Origin of the sequence: Flavobacterium sp. FlaQc-28 (genome assembly GCF_044007415.1) — a bacterium.
Lineage (GTDB): Bacteria > Bacteroidota > Bacteroidia > Flavobacteriales > Flavobacteriaceae > Flavobacterium.
Window position 1 is genome coordinate 108,740 of sequence record NZ_JBIPCM010000010.1, and the last position, 23,723, is coordinate 132,462.

A 23,723-nucleotide genomic window follows, 5' to 3' on the forward strand; every position below is an offset into this window, starting at 1 on the left:
AGTACTTTTGTTAAAAATTTAGAGCAATGGATGAGATATTGAAATATTTTCCTGATTTGACCGATCTTCAAATCGAACAATTTCAAAAATTAGACTTTTTATACCACGATTGGAATGAAAAAATCAATGTGATTTCTAGAAAAGACATTGATGCCTTATATACAAAACACATTTTGCATTCTTTAGGAATTGCTAAAATCATGAAATTTGAGCCGGGAGCAACAGTTCTTGATGTTGGAACTGGGGGAGGTTTTCCTGGAATTCCATTGGCGATTCTTTTTCCTGAAACACGTTTTTATTTAATTGATGTAATCGCAAAAAAAATAAAAGTAGTTCAAGGTGTTGTTGATGCATTAGAATTAAAGAACGTAAAGGCTGAACAAAAGCGTGCAGAATTAGTAAAAGGTGATTTTGATTTTATTGTCAGCCGTGCCGTAACCAATATGCCAGATTTTGTCTCTTGGATAAAAGATAAAATTAAAAAGCAGCACAAGCATACTTTGAAAAACGGAATTTTGTATTTGAAAGGTGGAGATCTGACAGAAGAATTAAAGGATTTTCCAAATACTACTCTGTATGACTTAGCAGAAATATTTGACGATGAATTTTTTGAAACTAAAAAAGTGGTTCATCTGCCTTTAAAATTTAAAGCTTAAATTAAATATAAAAAAATAACCCGAATGAGTTTTCTTTCGGGTTATTTTTTGAATTAATATTATCTTGATTAAGAGGCTTTTTTAGCAGAATTCAAAAATGGATTTGCTTTGAGATCTAAATTATCGATAAAATTGTGAATTGCATTTTCTGATGCTTCAAGACTGTATTTAAACTCGGGATCAAAGAAAAAATCGCGGCATATTACGGGCTCATTTGATGAATTGTAAACTGCCTCGTCAGATTCGTCTAAATCAATATAACTATAAGTACAAGGATAAATTGAAACTAAGTTAGAGATCGTGCTGTTAAGCCATTTGTCAAAAGTTTTCTTTTTTGGAGTAATATGACGCGCTAACAATGCTAATCCTAAAAGTTCATTTTGTAAAAAATAAGATCCTTTTCTATATCTAACATCAATCATAGTCACGTTCATTAAAGCGATCCATAATGCACCATCTACAGGACCTGCGGCAGGAATTTCAAGCTCGGTATCAAACAATAAAGGATTTGTCTGCTCTCGGTTATTAATACAGCACCAAAGAGCTTCAATTCGTTTTTGAGTGTCATTTGTTGTTTGCGTGAATCCTGTAAAGCGCCAGTAAATCCATTCTAATAATGCCGCAGTTAGACCAATAGAGCCTTTATGGTTAATATGTGTTAGCGCATTTTCCAACTCTTGATTTTGTTCAAGAGGGTCTAAAAATTTGTCTATTTTCTTCCTAGTCCACGTAAAATCAATTGAATGACCGATACTTTTTGATTCTAAAATTATTTTAGGGACATTGTTTAAATTCCTCATTTGATTAATGTGTTAAATTATTTTAGACAAATTTAGAGGGATGTTTTTTTACGAAATGTTACTATAAGTTTTTAAAACAACAAAATAAGTTTTTTAACAAGTGTATGGTATTAGTAATCAGCAATATAAGAAAAGTACTACAATAGCTATTCGAAAAGTATTAATTAAAGTAATGCTATTTTGTGTAAATTTAATTCGGTAAAATTGTAAGAAATTTTGTTTCCCTTTGATTGGTTATTTGAACTTTTTTTATTGTTTAATTTAAAAAATATCTATGATGAATAAAATACTTTGTACGATTTGTTTAATGATGTTTTTCGTAGTTTCTTGCGAGAAAAAACAAGCAAAAAAAACGCAAGAGCCTGAAGAATTACATGAAAATGTAATGATCGAAACAGCTTCAAAATTAGTTCCATTAAAAGAAAAAGTTCTAACTGCAGAACAACAAAAAGCACTTACTCCCGATTTGATTATTCAGAGTTTAAAAGAGGGAAATAAGCGATATATGAATAACGATTTAACTTTAAGAGATCATTCAGCATTGGTTCGCGATGCTGTTGAAGGGCAATACCCAAAGGCAGTTATTCTTTCTTGTGTTGACAGCAGAATTCCTGTAGAAGATGTTTTTGATAAAGGAATTGGAGATCTTTTTGTTGGAAGAGTTGCCGGCAATTTTGTTAATGAAGATTTATTAGGCAGTATGGAGTTTGGCTGTAAAGTTTCTGGAGCAAAACTCATTTTGGTTTTAGGACATGAATCCTGCGGAGCAATAAAATCAGCGATTGACAATGTAGAATTAGGGAATATCACGGCAATGCTTGCTAAAATAAAACCGGCAATAGCAAAATCTCAAGATTTTAAAGGAGACAGAACTTCTAAAAATGATGAATTTGTAGCGCATGTTGCAAAAACAAATGTACTTGAAACAATCGAAAATATCAAAGTAAAAAGTCCTATTTTAAAAGAAATGGCAGATAAAGGCGAAATCAAAATTATAGGAGCTTATTATGATTTGCATTCGGGAGAAGTTGTTTTTCTTTAATTCTAAAATCATTAAAAATAAAAGCCGAATCTTGAAAATGGATCCGGCTTTTTTCATGCAGATAAAATTTTGAGCAAGAAAATTTCATTTATCACCTATTATTTTTCTTTCGTGTACTTTTATTTGTTCGCTCTACAGTAGAGAAATACCTTTACCAAGTCACTAATATCTTTTACTTTAAAAATGAATAAAACAATATCGACTTATTGGAAAATTCAACTGGCAGGATGGCTTACAGCTTCTTTATACTGGGGATTTCAGGCTTTTTTCAGCGGTAATTTTATCTGGGAAATTGGTGTTGCCGATTTAATACTAGATGTTTCGATTGGCATTGGACTAACACATCTTTACCGAAATTTTGTTTTAAAAAAGGAATGGAATAAATTAAATCTAAAAAAAATAATTCCAAAAATGATAATAGGTGTTTTGATACTTTCTTTGTTATATACAGTTTTGATTGCTGGTAAATTATATCTGGTTCGTCTCTTTATACTAAAAGGTGATCTTTTACCTTTTACCGTATTTTTTAAATCGATGCAATTGCAAATTTTTATTACAGGAACCAGATTAATGTCGATTTGGGTATTAGCGTATCACCTTTATCATTATTCAAGACTTGAATTGCAAACAGTAAAAGAAAACGCTAGACTGTCTATTATTGTAAAAGAAGCACAACTAAATAATCTAAATGCACAGCTTAATCCGCATTTCTTTTTTAATTCACTAAATAATATAAAATTTTTGGTATTAGAGAATCCACATTTAGCCAGAAGAGCAATTGATCTTTTGTCTGAATTGTTAAGGAATTCTTTAAACTGTAATGTTGAGAAATTAATTTTTTTAAGTGATGAAATTAATTTGGTTAGAGATTATCTTGAATTGGAAAAAATGCGTTTTGAAGAACGCTTGCAAATCAAAATTGAAGCAAATGAAGAAGAATTAACGCATTTGATTCTGCCTTTTAGTATTCAGTCATTAGTTGAAAATGCCGTTAAACATGGAATTGAAAAAAGAAAAAACGGCGGATTTATAGAAGTAAAAGTAAAAACCGAAAATGATTCAATAAAAATTACAGTCCAAAATTCAGGTAAACTCAGCAAAGAAATGAAGGATTCTGGCATTGGACTAAAAAATCTGAAAGAGCGATTGCTGTTGCAATATAATGGACAAGCTTTTTTTGAAATTAAAGAGATGCAGGATGAAACAGTTTTGGCAACAATTTTAATACCATCGAAATGAAAAAGATAAAAGTTGTAATAGTTGATGACGAACGTTTGTCGAGAGAAGAACTTAAACGAGCTTTACGATTGTATGAAGATTTTATTCTAATTGGTGAGGCTGAAAATGCGTATGACGCCAAAGATCTGATTGAAAAGAAAATGCCTGATTTGATTTTTTTAGATATTGAAATGCCTGAAAGATCTGGCTTTGATTTATTAGAATCCTTAGAGAATGTTCCAGAGGTATTATTTATTACAGCCCATAATCAATTTGCAGTACAAGCATTTGAAGTAAATGCATTAGACTATTTACTGAAACCCATAAGAGATGAACGTTTTTCGAAAGCAATTGAAAAAATAAGAAATACCATAGGCATGAAATCTGTTTTGAGCAATGCGACAGAACAAGACCGAAGGATTTTTATTAAAGATGGCGAAAAAAGGTTTTTCATTCCATTAGATGAAATTTATTTAATTGAATCTTTAGAGAATTATACTAGACTTTATTTTCAAGACAAAAAAGCGATGCAAAGGCGGTCACTCCGACAATGGGAAGAGATGCTGGATAGAACTGTTTTTTTTAGAATAAACAGAACGGAAATTGTAAATATTAAATACATTCAGGAAGTTAATAGTACAATCGATGGCGGACTTGAAGTAAAACTTAAAACAGGAGAATTATTAAAGGTGTCCAAACGTCAATCAGCAAAATTCAAAAAAAGCAATGGGATTTAATAAAGCTATTCAATGAAAACAATTTTAAATTTTGTATTTCTTATTTTAATAGTATCAAATACATTTTCGCAACAAACTGACAGAATAAAATCTGAAGATTTAAAAAGTGCTTATGATATTCAAGATAGTGTGATGATTAAAACACGAGATGGCGCTTTTATATCGGCAATAATAGTGAGAAAAAAAGAAGCTCTTATTCCAAAACCAGTACTATTTCAATTTACGATTTATGTTAGAGATAAAGGTAGAGACATTAAATCTTTAAAAGAAGCTGTTGATAATGGCTATGTAGGTGTAATTGCTTATACAAGGGGAAAGCGATTTAGTCAAAGTGACATACTTCCTTATGAAAATGACGGTAATGATGCTTATGATATTATTGATTGGATCAGCAAGCAAAAATGGTGCAACGGAAGCGTAGGAATGTATGGTGGCAGTTATAACGGATTTACACAATGGGCTGCTTGTAAAAAAATGCATCCAGCACTTAAGACGATAGTTCCGTATGTTGCTAATAGACCTGGAATGGGTTTGCCAATGGAAAACAATGTATTTATAAATCCTAATTATGAATGGTCATTTTATGTTGGTAATAATAAATATTTGGATACAATTGCGGGAAATGACAGACAGCGTTTTAGAAAAATGCAATGGAAATGGTGGGAAACGGGCGAAGCTTACAAAAAACTAGACAGTCTAGATGGAAGTCCCAATCGACTTTTTCAACGGTGGATCAAGCATCCTTCATTTGATGAATATTGGCAAAAAATGGCACCCTATAAAAATGATTTTGCACAAATAAATATTCCCGTATTAGTATTTGATGGTTATTATAATGATTCTCAAAATTCAAGCTTATATTATGTAAGAGAACTTCAAAAATACAATCCCAAAAACCCAGTCTATGTGGTTATTGGACCTTACGATCATTTTGGGACTCAGGTTGGAGGTGAAAAAGAATTGTATGATTACAAAGTTGATCCAGTGTCGATAATCAATATTAAAAAAATAACCTACCAATGGTTTGATTACATTTTGAAAAATGGTGAAAAACCAGAAATACTTAAAGACAAGATTAACTATGAAATAATGGGGGCAAATGAATGGCGAAGCGCTCCCTCTCTTGATAAGATGGCTAATGGTTTTCTTAAATTGTATTTGTCAGATAGTAAAAGAGGAAAGTTTTATTCTTTGAAAGATAAAAAAGCAGCTCAAAAAAAGTACCTGTACCAAGAAGTTGATTTTGCGGACCGACAAGTTCAAAATAATGAGTATTATCCAGATCCTATTATCAGAAAAGAAATCGATACAGCAAATGGCTTTGTTTTTGTAAGCGAACCGTTGAAAGAACCGATCTTGATTAATGGTTCTTTTTTTGGCGAAATAAAAGCCAGTATCAATAAGAAAGATATGGATGTAGGAGTTACTTTATATGAAGTAATGCCAAATGGGGAATATTTTCATCTTTCATACTTTTTAGGACGTGCGAGTTATACTAAAGATATTGCTAAAAGAAATTTACTGAAACCAAATGAAATTGAATCAATTCCTTTTTCAAATACGCATTTGGTAAGCAAACAATTAAGTAAAGGAAGTCGTTTGCTGGTAGTTATCAATGTTAATAAAAATCCGTTTTCTCAATTAAATTATGGAACAGGAAAAGAAGTCAGCGATGAAACAATTGAAGATACAAAAGAACCATTAAAAGTTAAATGGTATAATGACAGCTTTGTGAAAATTCCAATTTGGAAGTAAAGAAAAAACAAAAATCCGAATCTCGATAAAAAGATTCGGATTTTTGTTACGTGATTGTATTTAAGTGAATTAACCAGTTTTCTTTGTAGCTATTCCCAATTGGAATTTCGACGGAATTTATTTCAATTTCATTTTTAGAATAAGAGGTTAATTTTTTTGCATGAATAATGAATGAGCGGTGAACACGAACAAAATCTGGATTTAATAACTTTTCAAAAACAGAAATATTTTGTTTGATGTGATACGACCTGCCATTTTCGAGATGTATTGTTATGTAATCTTTGAGGCTTTCAATAAATAATATTTCATCCAGAATAATTTTAATATTTTTATTGCCGCTTGTAACAAAAATATAATTTTCAGTCGTTGAATTACTCTCTTTTTTAAGAGTTTGTAATTGCCTGAATTTTTCAATTGAAGCAAAAAAACGATCAAAAGTAATTGGTTTTAAGAGATAGTCAATTACATTTAGTTCATATCCTTCTAACGCATATTCTCGATATGCAGTAGTGAAAATTACTTTTGGAGGATTCTTTAATTTCTTTAAAAAATCATTTCCTTTTAATAAAGGCATTTCTATATCTAAAAAAATAAGATCGACAGCATTGTTTTCTAAGAAAGTGTAGGCTTTCAGTGCATTTTCGAAAGAATCAATTAGTTCAAAGTTTTCGAAATTTGCTAGATGTGAAGCGATTAATTCTCTTGCTAAAGGTTCATCGTCAACTATAATACATTTATGTTTCATTTTTTTGAATTTAGTTCAATCACTTTTTTATAGTTTCTCTATTAGTACTTTTACACAATAAGCTAAATTAAAGAGTAAGGCAGAGTTTTGCAGTATAGTGTGTTTGCGTTTCTCTGATTTCTATTTTATGTTTTTTGGGATACAACAAATTAAGTTGTTTACGAACATTTATTAAGCCTATTTTTGACTTGTCTGAAATTGCGGCAAAATCGTTTTTGGGTTTTGTATTCTCAATACTAAAAATAATCTGCTGATTTTTGCTTTCTAGTTTTAACCGAATTGAGGCTTTTTCTGTTTCATTAATTACACCGTGTTTAAAAGCATTTTCGATAAAAGTTAATATAATTAAAGGAGAAATTTTATTACTTTCTTGAATGTCTTTGGTAAACAAAATATCTAATCTGTTTTCGCTGTAGCGAAGTTTTTCCAAAGCAATATAATTCTCAATTAAAGCAATTTCTTTTTCGATAGAAACATAATTGTCATTACATCGATATAATACAAAGTCTAGAATTTCAGATAGTTTAGCAATTACTTCGGGTGCTTTGTCATCTTTTTTTAGTGTTAAAGTGTATAAGTTGTTTAAGGTATTAAATAGGAAATGAGGGTTTAGTTGATTTTTCAACACCTTTAATTCCATTGATTTCTTCTCTTCTTCGAGTTTTAAAATACGCTGTTGTTTTCTGTTGAAACTAATAAAACCTAAAATAATAATCGGATAAGTGATAAAAGAAAACTCTCTTACTATCAATTTTACAGAAGTTAATCTTTGAGGAATGTCCATTTTATGTCCAAGCCAATCATTAAAAAAACCTGGAAATTTTGGTTCTAGATAATAATATTTAAGAATCATCAAAAAAGCAAAAACAATATAGAGCCAGCTTAAAGCAGAAACTATAAAAAGCAGGTATTTTTTTTTATTAAGCGTCTGAGGAATGATCCAGTAAATTAATCCGTAGCCGGCAGCTGCCTGCGCTAGAATTTTCCAAGTATATACAAACGTAAAATCATAAGTACTGGTGTCATCAGATTTATTTGTAACATAAAAAAACAAGAAGAAAACCCAGTATAAGCAATGAAGAGCAACTCTTTTAAGATCTATTTGTTTGATAAAATTCATAAGATATTTAATTGAGAGCAAGATAATAAAATATAGAAAAAAGCTTTGTTTAAAGGTGTGAATAATACGTTTTTGCGTTTAAAATGAGGGTTTGAGCATACGAATTCAATATTTATCAAAAATCGATTATTTGAATGCTGAAGCAGGCTTTTCATTTGTAAGTGAAATTAGATATCTACACTACGATTATATTCGTCTAAAAATAGAAACAATGATCAAATTTATTATTCTGCTAGCAGTAATTTTAAGTAATGCATTAAAATAAAAACCTTTTAACCAAGAAACAAGTAAAACTAAAACAAATGAAAAAAGTAATTAAAATGGCGATTGGGATTCTAATTTTATTCAATGCCTCGAATTTATTTTCACAAGCAAGCAATCAAGAAATTACATATAGTAAGAGTTCTAAAGTAATAAAGCCAACTTTATTTGCTGATTTGGGAGAGACCTGTCAAACACCTGATGGTATGGCTTTGGATAAAAAAGGTAATTTGTTTTTATCGATTACAAATCCAATTTCATTTGAAAAATATGGGAGTAAAATTCTAACTTTTGATAAAAATGATAGGCCGATAACTTGGTTTGATAAATTGCCATTACATCCTATAACAAAAAAAGTACATCCTATGGGAATGGAGTTTGGTCCTGACGGTAATTTATATGTAATGGATAATCAGTTTTTTGCTGGAAAAGAGAATTTTTCCAGATTGATTAGAATTATTGTAAAAGAAGGAAAACCGTTGAAAGCCGAGGTCTTAGTTGAAGGGTTTAATTTTGGAGAAGCTGTAAGATGGTCAAAAAATAGAATTTATATAACAGATGCTTTATTTGAAAATAGAAGAGAAAGCGGAATTTATAGTTTTTCGTTAGATCAATTAAACAAGAAAAATATTGTTTTGGATTCATCAAATAAAAAAGATTACCTGATTGCAACTTTTACCTTAAAACCCGAAGTCACTAAAAATACAATTGGTATTGATGGAATTGCTTTTGATAAAAAAGGAAATTTATATGCAGGAAATTTTGGTGATGGAGTAATAACTAAATTAGAATTCTATAACGATGGAAAAGTAAAATCTCAAAAAGTTGTTTTTGATTCGGATAAATTAAAATGTTGCGACGGCTTTTTTTATGATGAAAAAAGAAACTCTATTTTTATTGCCAATTATGAGAATAACAGTGTGCATCAACTCAATTTAAACACGAACACAATTTCTTTAATTTGGGAAAATGACGCCGCCGATGGTGCTGATGGGAAATTAGATAACCCATGTGAAACTATTATTTATAAAGGAAAATTATTGGTTGTTAATTACGATACTTTCCCAGGAGAAAAAAATAAAGAAGCGGATGCCTTTCATACTATTTCAAGTTTTGATTTAGGGAATTAAAGGTGAAATTATGTTGAAAAACAAAATTTAAACAAATAAAGAAGCCGAATCTTAATGAAAAGATTCGGCTTTTTTATAATCTAAAATCTGAACTCTAAATCAGATTAACCTAAGAAAGGGTATCTGTAATCTTCTGGAGTTACAAAAGTTTCTTTGATAGTTCTAGGAGAAGCCCAACGCAATAAGTTCAATGCAGAACCTGCTTTATCGTTAGTTCCAGAAGCTCTTGCTCCACCAAAAGGCTGCATTCCTACAACTGCTCCAGTTGGTTTGTCGTTGATGTAGAAGTTACCAGCAGCATTTTGCAATTTAGTAGTGGCTACTTCAATTGCGTAACGATCTTGGCTGAAAACTGCTCCAGTTAAAGCGTATTCAGAAGTAGTATCAACTAATTCTAAAGTTTCTTCCCATTTAGCATCTTCGTAAACATAGATCGTGATAACTGGTCCGAATAATTCGGTTTCCATTGTTGTATATTTTGGGTTTGTAGTTACAATAACCGTTGGCTCAATAAAGTATCCAACAGATTTATCGTAATTACCACCAACGATAATTTCAGCGTCAGCATCTTTTTTAGCTTGGTCGATATAACTAGCTAATTTATCAAAAGAACCTTCGTGGATAACTGCAGTAATAAAGTTTCCGAAATCTTCTGGAGAACCCATTTTCATAGATTTTACATCAGCAATTAATTGTTCTTTTACAGCCGGCCATAAACTTTGCGGAATATAAGCTCTTGAAGCTGCAGAACATTTTTGTCCTTGAAATTCAAATGCTCCACGAGTAATTCCAGTAACTACTTGTTTTACGTTTGCGCTTGGATGTGCAATGATAAAATCTTTACCGCCAGTTTCTCCAACGATTCTTGGGTAAGTTTTGTAATTATGGATGTTTGCACCAATTTTTGCCCAAATATCTTTAAATACGTGAGTTGAACCTGTAAAGTGAACACCTGCAAAATCGCGGCTTGCTAATACAGTATCAGTAATCATTAAAGCATCTCCGAAAACTACGTTGATAACGCCGTCAGGAACACCAGCTTCTTTGAAAACTTCAAGAATAATTTTTGTAGAGAATACTTGACTGTCGCTTGGTTTCCAAACCACAACGTTACCCATCATTGCAGCACTTGCAGGAAGGTTTGCAGCAATAGCAGTAAAGTTAAAAGGAGTAATTGCGTAAACAAAACCTTCAAGAGGTCTGTATTCTAAACGGTTCCAAACAGAAGAATCTGATTTTGGCTGATCGTTATAAATTTGAGTCATGAACTCTACGTTGTAACGCAAAAAGTCAATTAATTCACAAGAAGCATCGATTTCAGCTTGGTGAATATTTTTAGATTGACCAATCATAGTTGCAGCATTAATACGTGCTCTGTAAGGACCAGCGATTAATTCAGCAGCTTTTAAGAAAATAGCAGCACGTTGTTCCCATGCCATGTTTGCCCATGCTGTTCTTGATTCAAGAGCATTTGCAATAGCTTTTTCGATATGTTGTTTTTCAGCTAAATGATACTTTCCAACGATGTGTTTGTGATCATGCGGTGCTGTAATGTTTCTAGTATTTCCAGTTTTGATTTCTTCACTTCCAATATATAAAGGAACATCAATTTGAGAGTTCCACATTGTAGTGTAAGCCGCCTGAACAGCTGCTTTTTCTGGAGAGTTAGGTGCGTAGCCTTTTACGGGTTCGTTTACCGCTTTTGGTACATGAAAGAATCCTTTTAGCATGTTATTTAAAATTAGATAATTAGACAATTTACAGGTTAGATGATTTGATTGTTACGAATAATCTAACGTCGCACAAAAGTACAAAGGATAAATTAATAATTTGATAAAATTATGATTTAGATAACGATAAAAAGAAGATAGTCTTTAAACTATGATTTAGTTTAAAGCAAAAGGAGCGCACATTCTAAAAGTAGGAACAATTACTTTAAATGTTTTTGTAGTAGTAAAATTGATCATATTAAAATGACCTTTCATAGCGCCATATGGCGATGATAATAAACAACCTGAACTATAAGTGTGATTTTCTCCCGGTTTTAAAACTGGTTTTTTACCAATTACACCTTCTCCGTCAACAACTTCTAAATCATTTAGAGAGTCAAAAATTTCCCAGTGACGAGAAGTTAACTGAACAGAATCTTTACTATGATTTTCAATTGTAACTACGTAACTAAAAGCAAAGTGAATTTTGTAGTTTTTGAAGTAAGTTCCTTCAAAACTAGTCAAAACAGATATTTTTATGCCTCTTGTAATTTGAGAAACCATACTAACGTAGTAAATATGTGTATATTATATATGCAAATCTACAAAAAAAAATCTTTTGTCCTAAAACCTTAACAAGGTTTTAATTTACGATATTTATTGAGTTTGCATTTCCTTTTCCTATAACTCTTTGATAACGATCTATGCTTTCTTTATAGTAAACCAAAATCGTATATTCATTTTCTGTTTGATAAAAATTACCGTCAATAGCATTTTCATTATCGATGTTTCCTTTTTTATCAGCTACCGTATATTGAAAATTAGTAAAACCTTGTTTTATCATTACAGCCTTTTCATAGATACCTTTTTCAGTATTATAATCCATTTTGTATTCTGGCGATAAACTATAATTATTAAACATTCCTGTTATATAAATATCTTTATTAAGTCTAAAAGCAGGAGCCGAAAGCGAAAAGTAAACCCATGCATAATCAGCCTCAATATCGTTATTTGATCCGTTTATGTTCTTAACGACAAAATTACCGTTAACGTCTTGATATAAAGTATAGATTTGATTCCCTCGAGCACGATTTGTGTACAGATAAGAATTATAAACATCGTTGCTGGTTCCTACTTTTCCAACATTATTATTGGCAGCGCGAATATCTTTGTTTTCAAAATACAAAAATTCATTCCCACCCCAAAACTGAGTTTCAGCATCGTATTTGTAAACAAGTTGATTTCCAATTGTATATTGTGGTGGAACATTTTTTATTCCAGTGTTGAAATTTCCGTTTTGGAGTAAAAGAACTTTTACATTTTGTGTCGGCGTTTGAAAAGTAATATCATTTGAAACTATTGCAAAATCAAGATTCTGTTTAAAATCAATATTGCTGAGGTTACGGCTTCTTTTTACCTGAGCTGCAACGGTACAATGGTTTTCAAATAAAATAAATTTTCTCGCAAGTACAACTTCTTTATCTTCATTTAAAATTTTTAAAATGTAGTTTCCAGAAATTCGCAGCTGCGTAGTAAACTGATTTGGAAACGGAAGTCTATAATGCGAATATATTTGAAGCGTATTAAAAGAATTAGAATAATCAGTTATTCGCTGACCATCAAAACCACGTAAGAAGTCAGTTTTTGGAATGTCTGACGGAATCCAATTGTAATCGCAATGGGTAATTTCGAAGTAATAATTAGCTTCATTTCCAAATAAATCATCAAACTGAAATTCAAATGTAGATCCTAATTCAAAAATAGGAACTACATTACCGCCATTTTGTACAAACGAAACAGTTTTGATATTATAAGGAGGATCAATTTCTTTCTGAACATTTTGGGCTTTCGCCAAAGTGAAAATTAGAATAAAAAATAAGCTTGTATATAAAAATTTTGGCATCTTATTACGTTGTAAGATTGTAAATATAACAATTTTATGTAACGAAAAATAGACTGTTTTATTGGTTTAACGTATTAAGAATTTAAAATGTACTCTAAATTAGCTTCAATTTCGTCATTAATATAACTTTCTTCTAAAAGCGAATCAGACAGCAGTTTTTTGTTTTCCTGCAGCTTGATTATTTTTTCCTCAACCGTATTTTTCGAAATAAATCGTATAACATTGACTTTGTTAAGCTGTCCAATTCGATGCGCGCGGCCAACTCCTTGTTTCTCTGCAAAAGGATTCCACCACGGATCTAAAAACAAAACATAAGAAGCTTTGGTAATATTCAATCCAACGCCGCCGGCTTTAAGTGAAATAAAAAACAACAAAGGATTTTCTTTTTCCTGAAACAGTTTTACCTGTTGTTCTCTTTTATGAGCAGGAGTTTCGCCTGTAATTTCGCAATACTCTATTTTATTTTCCTTACACCAATCAGTGTAGAAACTTAGATTCGTAACAAATGAACTAAAAATGATCGCTTTTTGTTTACCTTTTACTAAAGTTTCTAAATAATTTGTTACGGCAATATATTTTCCAGAATCGATTTCTGAATTCTGATCTATCATTTTCGGATGATTACTTAATTGTCGCAGCTTCATTAACGTATTGATAATGCTGATTTTGTCAGGACTAGAGCCATCAGTTTTAAGTAAAAAATTACGCGCTTTTGATTTTTCTTTTTCGTATAATTTCTCCTGTTCAGGATCCATATTACAGTAATAAATCTGCTCCGACAATTCAGGTAAATCTTTTAAAACCTGTTCTTTGGTTCTTCTTAAGATATAAGGCTGAACAAGATTTTTTAGTTCAGACAGAATATTTTCATCTTGTTTTTTTTCAATCGGAATTTTAAAATTGGCAGCAAAGAAATTGTAACTGCCCAAAATATCTGGATTTATAAATTGCATCTGCGACCATAAATCGTCAAGCGAGTTTTCTATTGGAGTACCGCTCAAAGCGATTTTATGAGCCGTGTCAATTTTATTTATAGCTTTAAAAATCTTAGAATCTTTGTTTTTTATATATTGACTTTCGTCCAAAATCAAATAACGGAAGTCGTATTTTTCTAAAATCGAAATATCACGATGTACGATGCTGTAACTCGTAAAAATTAAATCAGTTGAAGCTAGTCTGCTCACTAATTGTTTTCGGTCATTACCCACATATTGCATTTTTGTGAAGTGCGGAGTAAATTTTGCAGATTCGTTGTACCAGTTAAAAACCAATGAAGAAGGTAAAACAATTAAAGCTTTAAGAGGCTCTCTTTCGATAGTAGTTTCATTGGCAAACAAATCAAAATTTGTGGTTTTTGTTGTAAAACCTAATTGTTCCTGAACAGCAACAAGAACTGCGAGAGTTTGCAAAGTTTTTCCAAGTCCCATATCATCCGCAAGACAAGCGCCCAAATTGGAGTTGTGATGACCTAAAAGCCATTTTACACCATCAATTTGATAAGGTCTCAAAGTTGCTTTCAGTAACTCAGAAGAGGTATATTCAGCTTTTTGAATAACTTCGTTTTTGATTTCTGTAATCGTGTCTAAGGCCGCAAAATTGCTTTTGCGCAAAAGCAGATTTCCATTTTCTGTTTTGGCTAATTTTGCCAGCGAACTGTATTTGCTGAACCATTCTAATGGAATCAAGAAATAGTTTCCGTCAGGCAGTAAAAAAAGTCTTTCTTTGCTTTTTATATTGGGAATAATTTCACTAAAATTGATTGTATACGTCCCAATTTTGATGATTATTTTGATATCAAACCAATCTCCAGCAGTTTCCTTTGACGTTAAAACGGAATGGTTTTCGGTAATAACTTCTTTGCTTTCCAGTTTTAGATTTTCAATTGTAAAGCCCAAACTTTCAAGTTCTTCTTTATGATCAATAATAAATTGAATATTGAGATAAGGATCTGGAGTTTCTACTGCAGCATTTAATCCAAATAATTCGTTTTTGACTTTTATTAAACCAAGTTCAAGCAGTTTTTCTCTATATAAAGTTTCATCAGAACTTCGTTTAAACTGAATAATTTTAGGTTCGTCTGCAGCGTTGAAATCTACAAACGAATGTGTTTTTTTTGTTTTGCCTGCATCAAATGTATAACCGTTGTAGTCAAAATAAAGGTTGAGGTAATAACAGTTTTTAAAGAAATCATAAACAGGTTGAATCGTGCAGGAAATAATCTTGTCACGATTTTCAACTTCAAAACCTGTTGCTTCTATGTCGATTTTTTTAGCGATTTCAGGAATGAAATTCTTGAAAAAATTATCGACTAGTTTTGAAGGTATTTCTATAGATTTTTTAGTTAAAAAAGGCTGTAGTTTTTTAGTGTTTAGATCTTTCAGCTGTCCTAATTTTTTATTGATAATCAGCCAGCCCGGTTCATTTAAAAGAATATCAATTTTACTGTTCATCGGCAGAAAAATAGTTTCGTTTTCTTTTAAAGAAAGGGTATAAGTGATTCCTTCAGAATGTTTGTTGAACTGAATCAGCGGTTCAAAATGCATCGGATTTACATCAACTCTGGAACGATAAAAATCCTTTTCAGGTCCAATGTCAATAGACAGCGGAAATTGTTCTTTTACAATTAGACTATAAAACGAACTTAGGTTAAAATTTAAATACTGACGAATGGCAAAATCAATTTTGGAATCTTTTTGCAAATCAGCAATGGTTTTCGCCGATTTTACTTTTGCGCTGAATTTTTTAAAAATGAACTCCAATTTTAAAGATTCGCAGGCAGTCAATATTTTTTTTGTATTAGAATCTAAGCTTTCAAATGCGATTCCAAAACTTTCAAGGACTTCAGTGCTTGCCTTTTTGTTTAAGTATTTGATTTCATCAGTGTTCTCAATAATATATGCGGTCGGGATGTGAGTGTTTAGGTTTTTTTCAAAACTGATGTCAAAACAAAATTGATATGATTTTGCAGGTTCCAAGATTTAAGATTTGGTTTGATTTGGTAAGGCGTATAAAATTAAAAAGTTTTCAAATTATTGCTATTTTGAAAACTTTTTAAATGAATTTGTGTCACTTATATGGGGAGAAAAAATTAATTTTCTGGTTTGAAGCAAAGCGGGATGATTTCTCCTTTTGCTAAACAATATTTTTCTACCAGTTCTGGTGCAATTTTATTGGTGTAATCTTCTTCAATTACAATAAAACCAATACTTCTTAATTTGTCGAAATAATCACGTCCGTAAATGCGAACATGATCGTATTGTCCAAAAATTCTAGCACGTTCTTTTTGATCTGTAATGGAATCATCAGCAAATGTAACTTCACGGTTTAAATCCTGTGGAATTTGAAGAATAGCCATTCCGCCCGGTTTTAAAACTCTAAATAATTCCTGCATTGCTTTTGTGTCGTCTGGAATGTGTTCTAAAACATGATTGCATAAAATCACATCGTATTCGCTGTCTTTAAAAGGCAAATTACAAATATCTGCTTTTACATCTGCCAAAGGCGAAAACAAATCGGTTGTTGTATAATCAAGATTTTTCTGTTTGCGGAATAGTTTATAGAAAGCTTGTTCTGGAGCAAAATGAAGTACTTTTTTAGGTGCTGTAAAAAAATCAGTTTGATCATTTAAGTATAGCCAAAGCAAACGGTGTCTTTCTAACGAAAGTGTGCTTGGCGAAAGTACATTATTACGCTGTTTTCCATATCCATAAGGCAAAAACGATTTGAAACTTTTCCCATCAATAGGATCAGTAAATTTAGTTCCTTTCAGCGATAAAGCTAAAATAGGACGTGCCACGTAACTTAAACGAATTAATATAGGTCTTGGAATAGTATTTAAAACTAATTTGAAAAGTTTTTTCACAGGTTTGATTAGGGTTGTATTATAGTACTAATGGCACTTTTCTAAATTCGTCTTCTTCGTTGCTTTCGATTCCTAAAGCTTTGTAGATGTATTGGAAAGTAGATAATAATTCAGGTTTACCATCAACTAGTGCCACGTCATGCTCGAAATGTGCACTGGCTTTTCCGTCTGCAGTTGTAATTGTCCAGCCGTCTTTATGTTGTTTAATGTTTTTAGTCCCAAGATTGATCATTGGTTCAATTGCAACCACCATTCCTTCAACAAATAGTTTTCCACGACCGCGTTTTCCGTAGTTTGGCATTTCTGGCTCTTCGTGCATTTTTTGCCCAACACCATGTCCAACTAGTTCACGAACAACTCCGTAACCATGTGCTTCTGTATATTTTTGAATCGCATTTCCAACATCTTCAACACGATTTCCTGCTTTAAATTCTCTAATTCCAACGTAAAGAGATTCTTTTGTCACCTGCAAAAGTTTTTTAACTTCAGGTGCAACTTCTCCAATTTCGAAACTATAGGCGTGATCTCCGTGATATCCATTTTTAAATGCCCCACAATCTACCGAGATTACATCACCGCTTTTTAGAGGAGTGTTATTCGGAATTCCGTGAACAACCTGAGAATTTGGACTCATACAAAGTGAATTAGGAAAATCATATAATCCTAAAAAGCTTGGAACTGCACCGTGATCACGGATAAATTCTTCGGCTAATTTGTCAAGATATAATGTTGTAACTCCTTCTTTTATCTCAGAAGCAATCATTCCTAATGTTTTTGATACGATCAAAGCACTTTCGCGCATTAATTCAATTTCTTCTCTAGTTTTTTGGATAATCATATTTTTCCCATTTTCAGTTCGCAAAAGTACAATTTTATATTATTTTTTTCGCCACGAATTTCACGAATTTACACTAATTGTATTGTGTGAATAATTTTATTAAATTGTAATTCGTGTAAATTCGTGAAATTCGCGGCAAACTTTTTAAATTTAATATCTCAGAAAAAAGCCATAAATTAGTAGTAAAATGTCAATAATCATGGAAATTTCAAATGATCAGGATATTGCTAAAGTAAAAGCATTAAAGAAAATGAAGAGAAATGCTTTATCGCTTTTAGGTATTGCCGTTTTACTTTTTATCATAGCAATTTATTATAAAATACCAATGCTCCAGGCGTTCAGTGAAGCAGCAATGGTAGGTGGAATTGCCGATTGGTTTGCGGTTGTGGCTTTGTTTCGTCATCCGCTTGGAATTCCGATTTGGCATACGGCTATTATTCCGACCAAGAAAAATGAAATTGGAGAAAACCTTGGAAATTTTGTTTCGGAAGAATTCCTAAATCGTGAAAAACTAGAGATTAAATTGGAAGAATTCAATTTTGCAGCAAAAGCATCAGATTGGCTTTCGCAACAGGAAAATGCAGATAAAATTGCAAATGTTGTTGCTGTAAATATTATTCCAGGAGTTTTAAGAACGATAAAAGATGAAGATGTTAAGCGATTTATTCAGGTTCAATTTGCGGCAAAATTAGAAGGGATAAATTTTGGAGATTGGGTGGCCTTGGCTTTAGAGCCGTTGCAAAAAGGAAATGTAAAAGATCAGTTATTGACGAATCTTTTGACGGTTATGAGTGCCGAACTGACTAATAATAAAGATTTGATTCGAAAAAAAGTAAAAGCGTCAACTCCGTTTTTGAGTTTTGGTCTTGCTGATAAAAGTATTACTGAAGGCGTTTTTAATGGATTGCAAGACTTTCTGAATGAAGCCAAAAATCCCGAAAGTGCGGTACGAATTAAAATTGATGAATACGTTTATAATTTTTTAGAAAAGGTAAAAAATTCTGAAGAAATGAGAGTTAAGATCAATAATATGATTTTAAGTTTTGTTGGAAAAAAAGAAGTTCAAGATTATATCAATGGAATTTGGGACGAAATAAAACTCTCGATTTCTAATGATTTAAATAAAGGGGAAGATTCGTCTATTAAAAATAGTATTGCTGGATTAATTCAAAGTTTTGGAAACGGAATAAAAGAGGATTCACATATGATTGATAAGATCAATAATTTTATTAAAAATGATCTTTTGTCTGTTCTTTTGAATAATAAAAAAGTTATAGGCGATTTGATTTCTTCGACTGTTAAAAGCTGGGATGGAAAAGAGGTTTCTGAAAAACTAGAATTGGAAATTGGTAAAGATCTTCAATACATCAGAATTAACGGAACTTTAGTTGGAGGACTTATTGGTCTTGTAATTTATGCGGTCGAGTGGACGTATCATTATCTTATAGTTTAACCAATTATTTTAAACCATATAAGTGATATAAGTAATTTTAAGTTGCTGCTTTTATTTAAATGAACGTATATCACTCATATGGTTGAAGTTCTATTAATCAGGATTTGCCATGATTTTGAACAAGTCAGAATTAGAGATGTAAAAACGGTTTTCTAGTGCTATTGAGGCAAGTTTTGCGCTTACTAAATTGTTTTCACGAGTGTTAATTAAGAACAAAGAGCTTTCGCCAAATGAGAATAAACGCTCTTCAGAATTTAGCATTGTCAAGTTGTTCTCGACTAAATCTTTGGCTAGTTTTTTCTGTTTTATAAGCGAATTGATTTCTAATTTTTGAGCACTGATTTTGTTAGTCAATTGTGTTTTTTCTAATGCTAATGCAAATTCGTTTTCTTGAAGTTTGTATTTTGCTAATTTCAAACTTCCTCTTTCTTTTCGCAGAAATAAAGGAAAGTAAAATTCCAGACCAATTTTGTAGTCGTCAAATTTATAATTGTCGATGTAATTTGGTTCAGATAAATAGGCGTAGCCAATGTTTATTTTTGGCAGCAGCATATTTTGTTTTAGATCTTTTTCTACATTCAAGATGTCTATTTTGTTCTGCATCGCATTTAGTTTTGGATGCGCTTCCAGGCTGAAATCTTTTTGTAGAAGATCGTTTGTTTTTAGTGTTTCCTGCAATGTACTTTCTAGGGTGCTTTCTGGTACAAGTTCATCTGAAATTTCAAGTGGAATATTGTTGTCAAGCCACATAAAATTTGATAATTCTAGTTTTGCTTTGGCTAATTTTAGTTTTGAATCTTCAAGACTCAAAGCTCTGTTTTTTACAATAATTCCTGCTTCAATACTGTCAATCGCAGGTTTGTCGCCTTGATTGATCAAAGATTTAATTCCTTCCAAACGTATTTCGGCATTTTTATTATAAGTCTCATACAATTTCATTTCTTCAAAATTCTTTTTCCAATTGAAATAAGCAAGAGAAGCATCGTACAAAACACTGACAGCCTCAATTTTTCGTTCAGATTCACTTAGTTTTATCTGGATTTTTGCCTTGCGAACATCAGCCATTCGTTGATTAATGAATAGTCCTTGTCCAACAGGAACACTGATTCCAAATGAAGTTAAACCTTGATTAGGTGTTGTGTTTTCGGGATTAAGATAAACGCCTTCATTGTTGTCAAATCCAGCTTTTAACTCAATTCCATACCAAGTTGGGATTTTAAAACTGCTGTTTAAAATAGAATAATATTCTTTGTCTTTAAATTGTTTTTGACTAAAATCTACTTCAATTTTTGGATCAAAACCACCTCTTGCCATCATTAAATTGGCTTGTGCTTTGCTGATTTCTAAATTGGCGTTTTTTACCAAAGGATGGTATTTTTTTACATATCCAAGAAACTCATCGTAGGTGAGTTCTTTAGATATGGGCTGCTGGCCAAAAACCGTACAGCTCAAAAATAGAAAAGCTATAAGTATCCGTTTCATTATTTTTTCTCTTTAGTTTCTTTTTCGCCAGTTTTGTAATAATTAGGAGGGAAACCATTTAAAGTTCTCCAGATTTCGAACCAAATTGGCACTGTGTCTAATAAAGCAATTGTTTGGGCACCAGAACCAATGCTCAATTGCTTAGGCCAATGTGCTTCTTCAGGATCGGGAGCAATTAAAACTCTGTATTTACCATTTGTGCTGATAAAGTTTTCTATCGCTACAACTTTTCCTCCAAAAGTTCCGTATGATATATCCGGCCATCCTGCAAATACAATTGTCGGCCAGCCGTCAAACCAAACGCGGACTTTTTCGCCTTTTTTGATTAAAGGTAAATCTATTGGGTTTACATACGTTTCAACCGCAATATCATAATGAGAAGGCATTATCGTTACAATTGGAGTTCCCTCTTTTACTGTTTCGCCCAATCCTGCTTGCAAAGCTCGGTTGATATAGCCGTCTTGCGCAGCTTTAATGTAATACATGCCATTTCTTAAGCTGTAATTTGTGTATTGGTTTTCTAATTTACTTACTTGAGCTTCAGTATCAAATTTGTTGCTTAGCGTGGTAAATTGATCGCTTTTTGCTTTAGCTGCTTTTTCAGCATATTCAGCCGAAATTCGGTTAACTTCAACTTTAGCGTTTATATACTCATTTTTACTGGATAAAAATTTGTTTTCTTGCGTTATGATTTTGGCATCAACATCTTGCAGTTTTAAACGTTTCTCTTCAACATCAGTAAGCGGTTTCAAGCCTTCTTTGTTTAATTGAACAGAACGATTGTATTGTGTATTTGCGATTCGCAGTTGTGTTCTTGCGGCAACAAGATCAATACTGTCGCTTTTTATTTTTAAAAGAGATTGTCTGACTTTGTTTTTTGCTTGTTCTAGTTTTAACCTTTTTTCACTTTCAATAGCTTGAATTTGAGTAGAAAGAGTTTGTACTTTTTCGTCATACGATTCTAGAGAGTTTTTCTTTGCTTCTACCTGATTTTTAGTGTTTTCGACCAAATTAGGATCCATGTAATCCTCCTTTATTTCAGAAATAAATAAAATGGTATCTCCTTTTTTTACAAAATCACCTTCTTGTACATACCATTTTTCAATTCGACCAGAAATAACACTCTGAATTGATTGTGGTCTTTGATTAGGTTTTAAAGTGGTTACAGATCCTGATCCCGAAACATTTTGTGTCCATGGCAGAAAAAGAGCAATTATTCCTAAAATTGAAGTGCCTATTATAATCTTATTTAAAATTTTATAATGACTTCTATTGTTTAGGTTTTTTACAGTTTCGTATCGTTCTAGAGACTGCAGTCTGGTTTTATTGTCAGAAATGTTTAGCATGGCATATCGTTTTTTTGATCAAGTAGAATAAGACCGTTTTGCATTGTTATTTTTCGTGTTGATTTTGTTTTCCAATGCGGATTTTTGGATGAAACAATAATGGTCCACTTGTTTTTATCTGAAGTAAGGAAGTCTATGATTTCGTTAGCGACATTTTCATCCATAGTATCAGTTGGATCTTCATAAAAAAGTATTTTTGGTTTATGAATGATGCTTCTGGCTAATAATATTTTCTGCGCATTAGAGGATGATAGTTGTCTTCCTTCAGGATAAATATGTGTATCTAAACCTTTTGGCAGTTGCTTTATAAATGAACTCAGCTGCACTCCGTCAAGTGCCCATTTTAAATCTTCGGAACTTATTGTGGGATCATTAAAAGTTATGTTTTCAAGAATGGTTCCTTCAAATGGTGTTTCATTATGAATAATTGTTCCAATTTGTGAACGATATTGCTTAATATCTATTTTTTTGAATGTATCGTCATTGATGTAAAACGCGCCAGAATTTTGTTTTAATAAGCCAGATAACAATCTAATAAGAGTTGTTTTTCCAGACCCGTTTTCACCGTCAATTACAATTTTTTCACCTTGTTCTATTTTAAGAGATATAGAATCTAGAGCATAGATTGGAGAATCTGGAAATTTAAATTTTAAGTTTTCAGTTTCTAAGGTGATATTCGTGTAACAAGTGTCGTTTTTAGACTCAATATATTCTTCTAATTCCAAATCAGTTACTTGTCCAATTTTTTCAACAGAAGTCAAAACGTCATAAAAAGTTTCGAGTCCAAGAATGATTTTTTCAACCGAGGTAATTACTAACAATATAATGATCTCTGCCGCTACAAATTGTCCAATATTCATTTCCTGACTTAGTACTAAATATCCGCCAATAGAAAGTAAACTTGCTGTAATTATGATTTTAAAAACAATCAATTGGGTAAATTGTTTTTTGATCACATTAAAATGTTTCTCGCGATAATTGATATAGTTGTTTACGATCTTATTGTTTTTTTGAAGTGCAAAATCATAGTTTAATTCATTTCTAAAACTGTAATTATTACGCGCCATTTCTTGCAGCCAGCCCGCTACTTTGTATTTGAATTTGGATTCTTTTAAACTTGTTTCTAAACCTGATTTATACGAAAACTTGAAAATGAAAAACAAAAGCAGGAACAGCAATAAACCAAATACAATAAAGGAAGGATGATATAAGGACAGTAAAATTAATCCAAATGTAATTTGGAGTAAAGCTGCCGAAAAATCAATCAGTAATTTTGATGTACCTTTTTGAATGCTTAAAGTGTCAAAAAAACGATTTGTTAACTCCGGTGGATAAGTGCCGTACAATTCCTCAGGTTTTATTTTTGGTAAACGAGCCGCAAACTCAAAGGAAGAACGAACAAAGATTTTTTGCTGTAAATTTTCAGTAATTCGCAATTGCATCAATGATAAAAGTCCAACAAGCGCAACTCCAGCAACAACCAAAATGATAAGTACAATCCAAGATGCACTTACTCTTCCAGATTGTATAAATGCTATAATAGCCTGGATTCCTAAAGGAAGCGACAAACTGACTAAACCAGCAAAAATGGCGTAGAAAAAGATTTGGTATATGTCTTTTTTGTCTAATTGAAGTAAATTGTAAAATCGTTTTAAAGGTGTCATGT

General features: G+C 31.7%; 19 protein-coding genes. 7 read left to right on the forward strand and 12 right to left on the reverse strand.

All coding sequences use genetic code 11. The features are described 5' to 3' along the window. The first annotated feature begins 26 nt into the window (after window positions 1-26). Window positions 27-656, forward strand: coding sequence for a 16S rRNA (guanine(527)-N(7))-methyltransferase RsmG (gene rsmG, locus ACHRVL_RS20720; protein ID WP_129055200.1), 630 nt, complete (start codon window positions 27-29; stop codon window positions 654-656). 68 nt (window positions 657-724) lie between these two features. On the opposite strand, the gene ACHRVL_RS20725 is transcribed toward rsmG, so the two are convergent. Then, entirely contained in the window at window positions 725-1,456 is a 732-nt protein-coding gene (locus ACHRVL_RS20725; protein ID WP_395415239.1) for a hypothetical protein, read from the reverse strand. A 274-nt stretch (window positions 1,457-1,730) separates the two neighbouring features. Here ACHRVL_RS20725 and ACHRVL_RS20730 point away from each other — a divergent pair, with 274 nt between their 5' ends. The 4 genes from ACHRVL_RS20730 (at window position 1,731) to ACHRVL_RS20745 (ending at window position 6,208) form a co-directional block, all read left to right on the forward strand. Further along, complete coding sequence (locus ACHRVL_RS20730) at window positions 1,731-2,498, forward strand: carbonic anhydrase family protein (protein WP_395415240.1); 768 nt, start codon at window positions 1,731-1,733, stop codon at window positions 2,496-2,498. A 183-nt stretch (window positions 2,499-2,681) separates the two neighbouring features. Further along, the gene (locus tag ACHRVL_RS20735; RefSeq protein ID WP_395415242.1) at window positions 2,682-3,737 is read left to right on the forward strand and encodes a sensor histidine kinase; all 1,056 of its coding nucleotides are present in this window, start codon (window positions 2,682-2,684) and stop codon (window positions 3,735-3,737) included. Beyond that, window positions 3,734-4,453, forward strand: coding sequence for a LytR/AlgR family response regulator transcription factor (locus ACHRVL_RS20740; protein WP_395415244.1), 720 nt, complete (start codon window positions 3,734-3,736; stop codon window positions 4,451-4,453). The genes ACHRVL_RS20735 and ACHRVL_RS20740 overlap by 4 nt, the downstream gene beginning before the upstream one ends. 12 nt (window positions 4,454-4,465) lie before the next feature. Beyond that, window positions 4,466-6,208 carry a CocE/NonD family hydrolase gene (locus ACHRVL_RS20745; RefSeq protein WP_395415246.1) on the forward strand — a complete coding sequence of 581 codons (1,743 nt, stop codon included), beginning with the start codon at window positions 4,466-4,468 and terminating at the stop codon, window positions 6,206-6,208. Between the two features lie 46 nt (window positions 6,209-6,254). Here ACHRVL_RS20745 and ACHRVL_RS20750 read toward each other — a convergent pair whose 3' ends face one another. Further along, on the reverse strand, window positions 6,255-6,953 hold the full coding sequence (locus tag ACHRVL_RS20750) for a LytR/AlgR family response regulator transcription factor (protein WP_395415247.1): 699 nt from the start codon (window positions 6,951-6,953) through the stop codon (window positions 6,255-6,257). Window positions 6,954-7,020: 67 nt separating this feature from the next. Then, window positions 7,021-8,073, reverse strand: a complete 1,053-nt coding sequence (locus ACHRVL_RS20755) for a sensor histidine kinase (RefSeq protein WP_395415249.1) — start codon at window positions 8,071-8,073, stop codon at window positions 7,021-7,023. Between the two features lie 302 nt (window positions 8,074-8,375). Here ACHRVL_RS20755 and ACHRVL_RS20760 point away from each other — a divergent pair, with 302 nt between their 5' ends. Beyond that, window positions 8,376-9,464: a hypothetical protein gene (locus tag ACHRVL_RS20760; protein WP_395415251.1), complete on the forward strand. Its 1,089-nt coding sequence runs from the start codon at window positions 8,376-8,378 to the stop codon at window positions 9,462-9,464. A 104-nt stretch (window positions 9,465-9,568) separates the two neighbouring features. Here ACHRVL_RS20760 and pruA read toward each other — a convergent pair whose 3' ends face one another. The 6 genes from pruA to map all read right to left on the reverse strand — a co-directional run bounded on the left by pruA (window position 9,569) and on the right by map (window position 17,776). After that, window positions 9,569-11,194 carry an L-glutamate gamma-semialdehyde dehydrogenase gene (pruA, locus tag ACHRVL_RS20765; protein ID WP_395415252.1) on the reverse strand — a complete coding sequence of 542 codons (1,626 nt, stop codon included), beginning with the start codon at window positions 11,192-11,194 and terminating at the stop codon, window positions 9,569-9,571. Window positions 11,195-11,350: 156 nt separating this feature from the next. After that, window positions 11,351-11,737 carry a Co2+/Mg2+ efflux protein ApaG gene (gene apaG, locus ACHRVL_RS20770; protein ID WP_008467225.1) on the reverse strand — a complete coding sequence of 129 codons (387 nt, stop codon included), beginning with the start codon at window positions 11,735-11,737 and terminating at the stop codon, window positions 11,351-11,353. 79 nt (window positions 11,738-11,816) lie between these two features. Continuing rightward, entirely contained in the window at window positions 11,817-13,076 is a 1,260-nt protein-coding gene (locus tag ACHRVL_RS20775; protein WP_395415254.1) for a DUF5103 domain-containing protein, read from the reverse strand. A 74-nt stretch (window positions 13,077-13,150) separates the two neighbouring features. After that, the gene (locus ACHRVL_RS20780; RefSeq protein WP_395415255.1) at window positions 13,151-16,051 is read right to left on the reverse strand and encodes a DEAD/DEAH box helicase; all 2,901 of its coding nucleotides are present in this window, start codon (window positions 16,049-16,051) and stop codon (window positions 13,151-13,153) included. 113 nt (window positions 16,052-16,164) lie between these two features. Beyond that, entirely contained in the window at window positions 16,165-16,938 is a 774-nt protein-coding gene (locus tag ACHRVL_RS20785; RefSeq protein WP_395415257.1) for a class I SAM-dependent methyltransferase, read from the reverse strand. A 19-nt stretch (window positions 16,939-16,957) separates the two neighbouring features. Beyond that, entirely contained in the window at window positions 16,958-17,776 is an 819-nt protein-coding gene (gene map, locus ACHRVL_RS20790; protein ID WP_089054952.1) for a type I methionyl aminopeptidase, read from the reverse strand. A 199-nt stretch (window positions 17,777-17,975) separates the two neighbouring features. On the opposite strand from map, the gene ACHRVL_RS20795 reads away from it, so the two are divergent. Then, complete coding sequence (locus ACHRVL_RS20795) at window positions 17,976-19,229, forward strand: DUF445 domain-containing protein (RefSeq protein WP_395415259.1); 1,254 nt, start codon at window positions 17,976-17,978, stop codon at window positions 19,227-19,229. 93 nt (window positions 19,230-19,322) lie between these two features. Here ACHRVL_RS20795 and ACHRVL_RS20800 read toward each other — a convergent pair whose 3' ends face one another. Genes ACHRVL_RS20800 through ACHRVL_RS20810 form a run of 3 tightly spaced genes read right to left on the reverse strand, consistent with a single transcriptional unit; the run spans window position 19,323 to window position 23,721 of the window. Continuing rightward, window positions 19,323-20,711: a TolC family protein gene (locus ACHRVL_RS20800; RefSeq protein ID WP_395415260.1), complete on the reverse strand. Its 1,389-nt coding sequence runs from the start codon at window positions 20,709-20,711 to the stop codon at window positions 19,323-19,325. Next, window positions 20,711-22,057 carry an HlyD family secretion protein gene (locus ACHRVL_RS20805; RefSeq protein WP_129023962.1) on the reverse strand — a complete coding sequence of 449 codons (1,347 nt, stop codon included), beginning with the start codon at window positions 22,055-22,057 and terminating at the stop codon, window positions 20,711-20,713. The genes ACHRVL_RS20800 and ACHRVL_RS20805 overlap by 1 nt, the downstream gene beginning before the upstream one ends. Beyond that, window positions 22,051-23,721 (reverse strand): peptidase domain-containing ABC transporter, encoded by a 1,671-nt coding sequence (locus ACHRVL_RS20810; protein ID WP_395415261.1) that lies wholly within the window; start codon window positions 23,719-23,721, stop codon window positions 22,051-22,053. Before ACHRVL_RS20810 ends, ACHRVL_RS20805 begins: the two co-directional genes overlap by 7 nt. Window positions 23,722-23,723 lie beyond the last annotated feature (2 nt).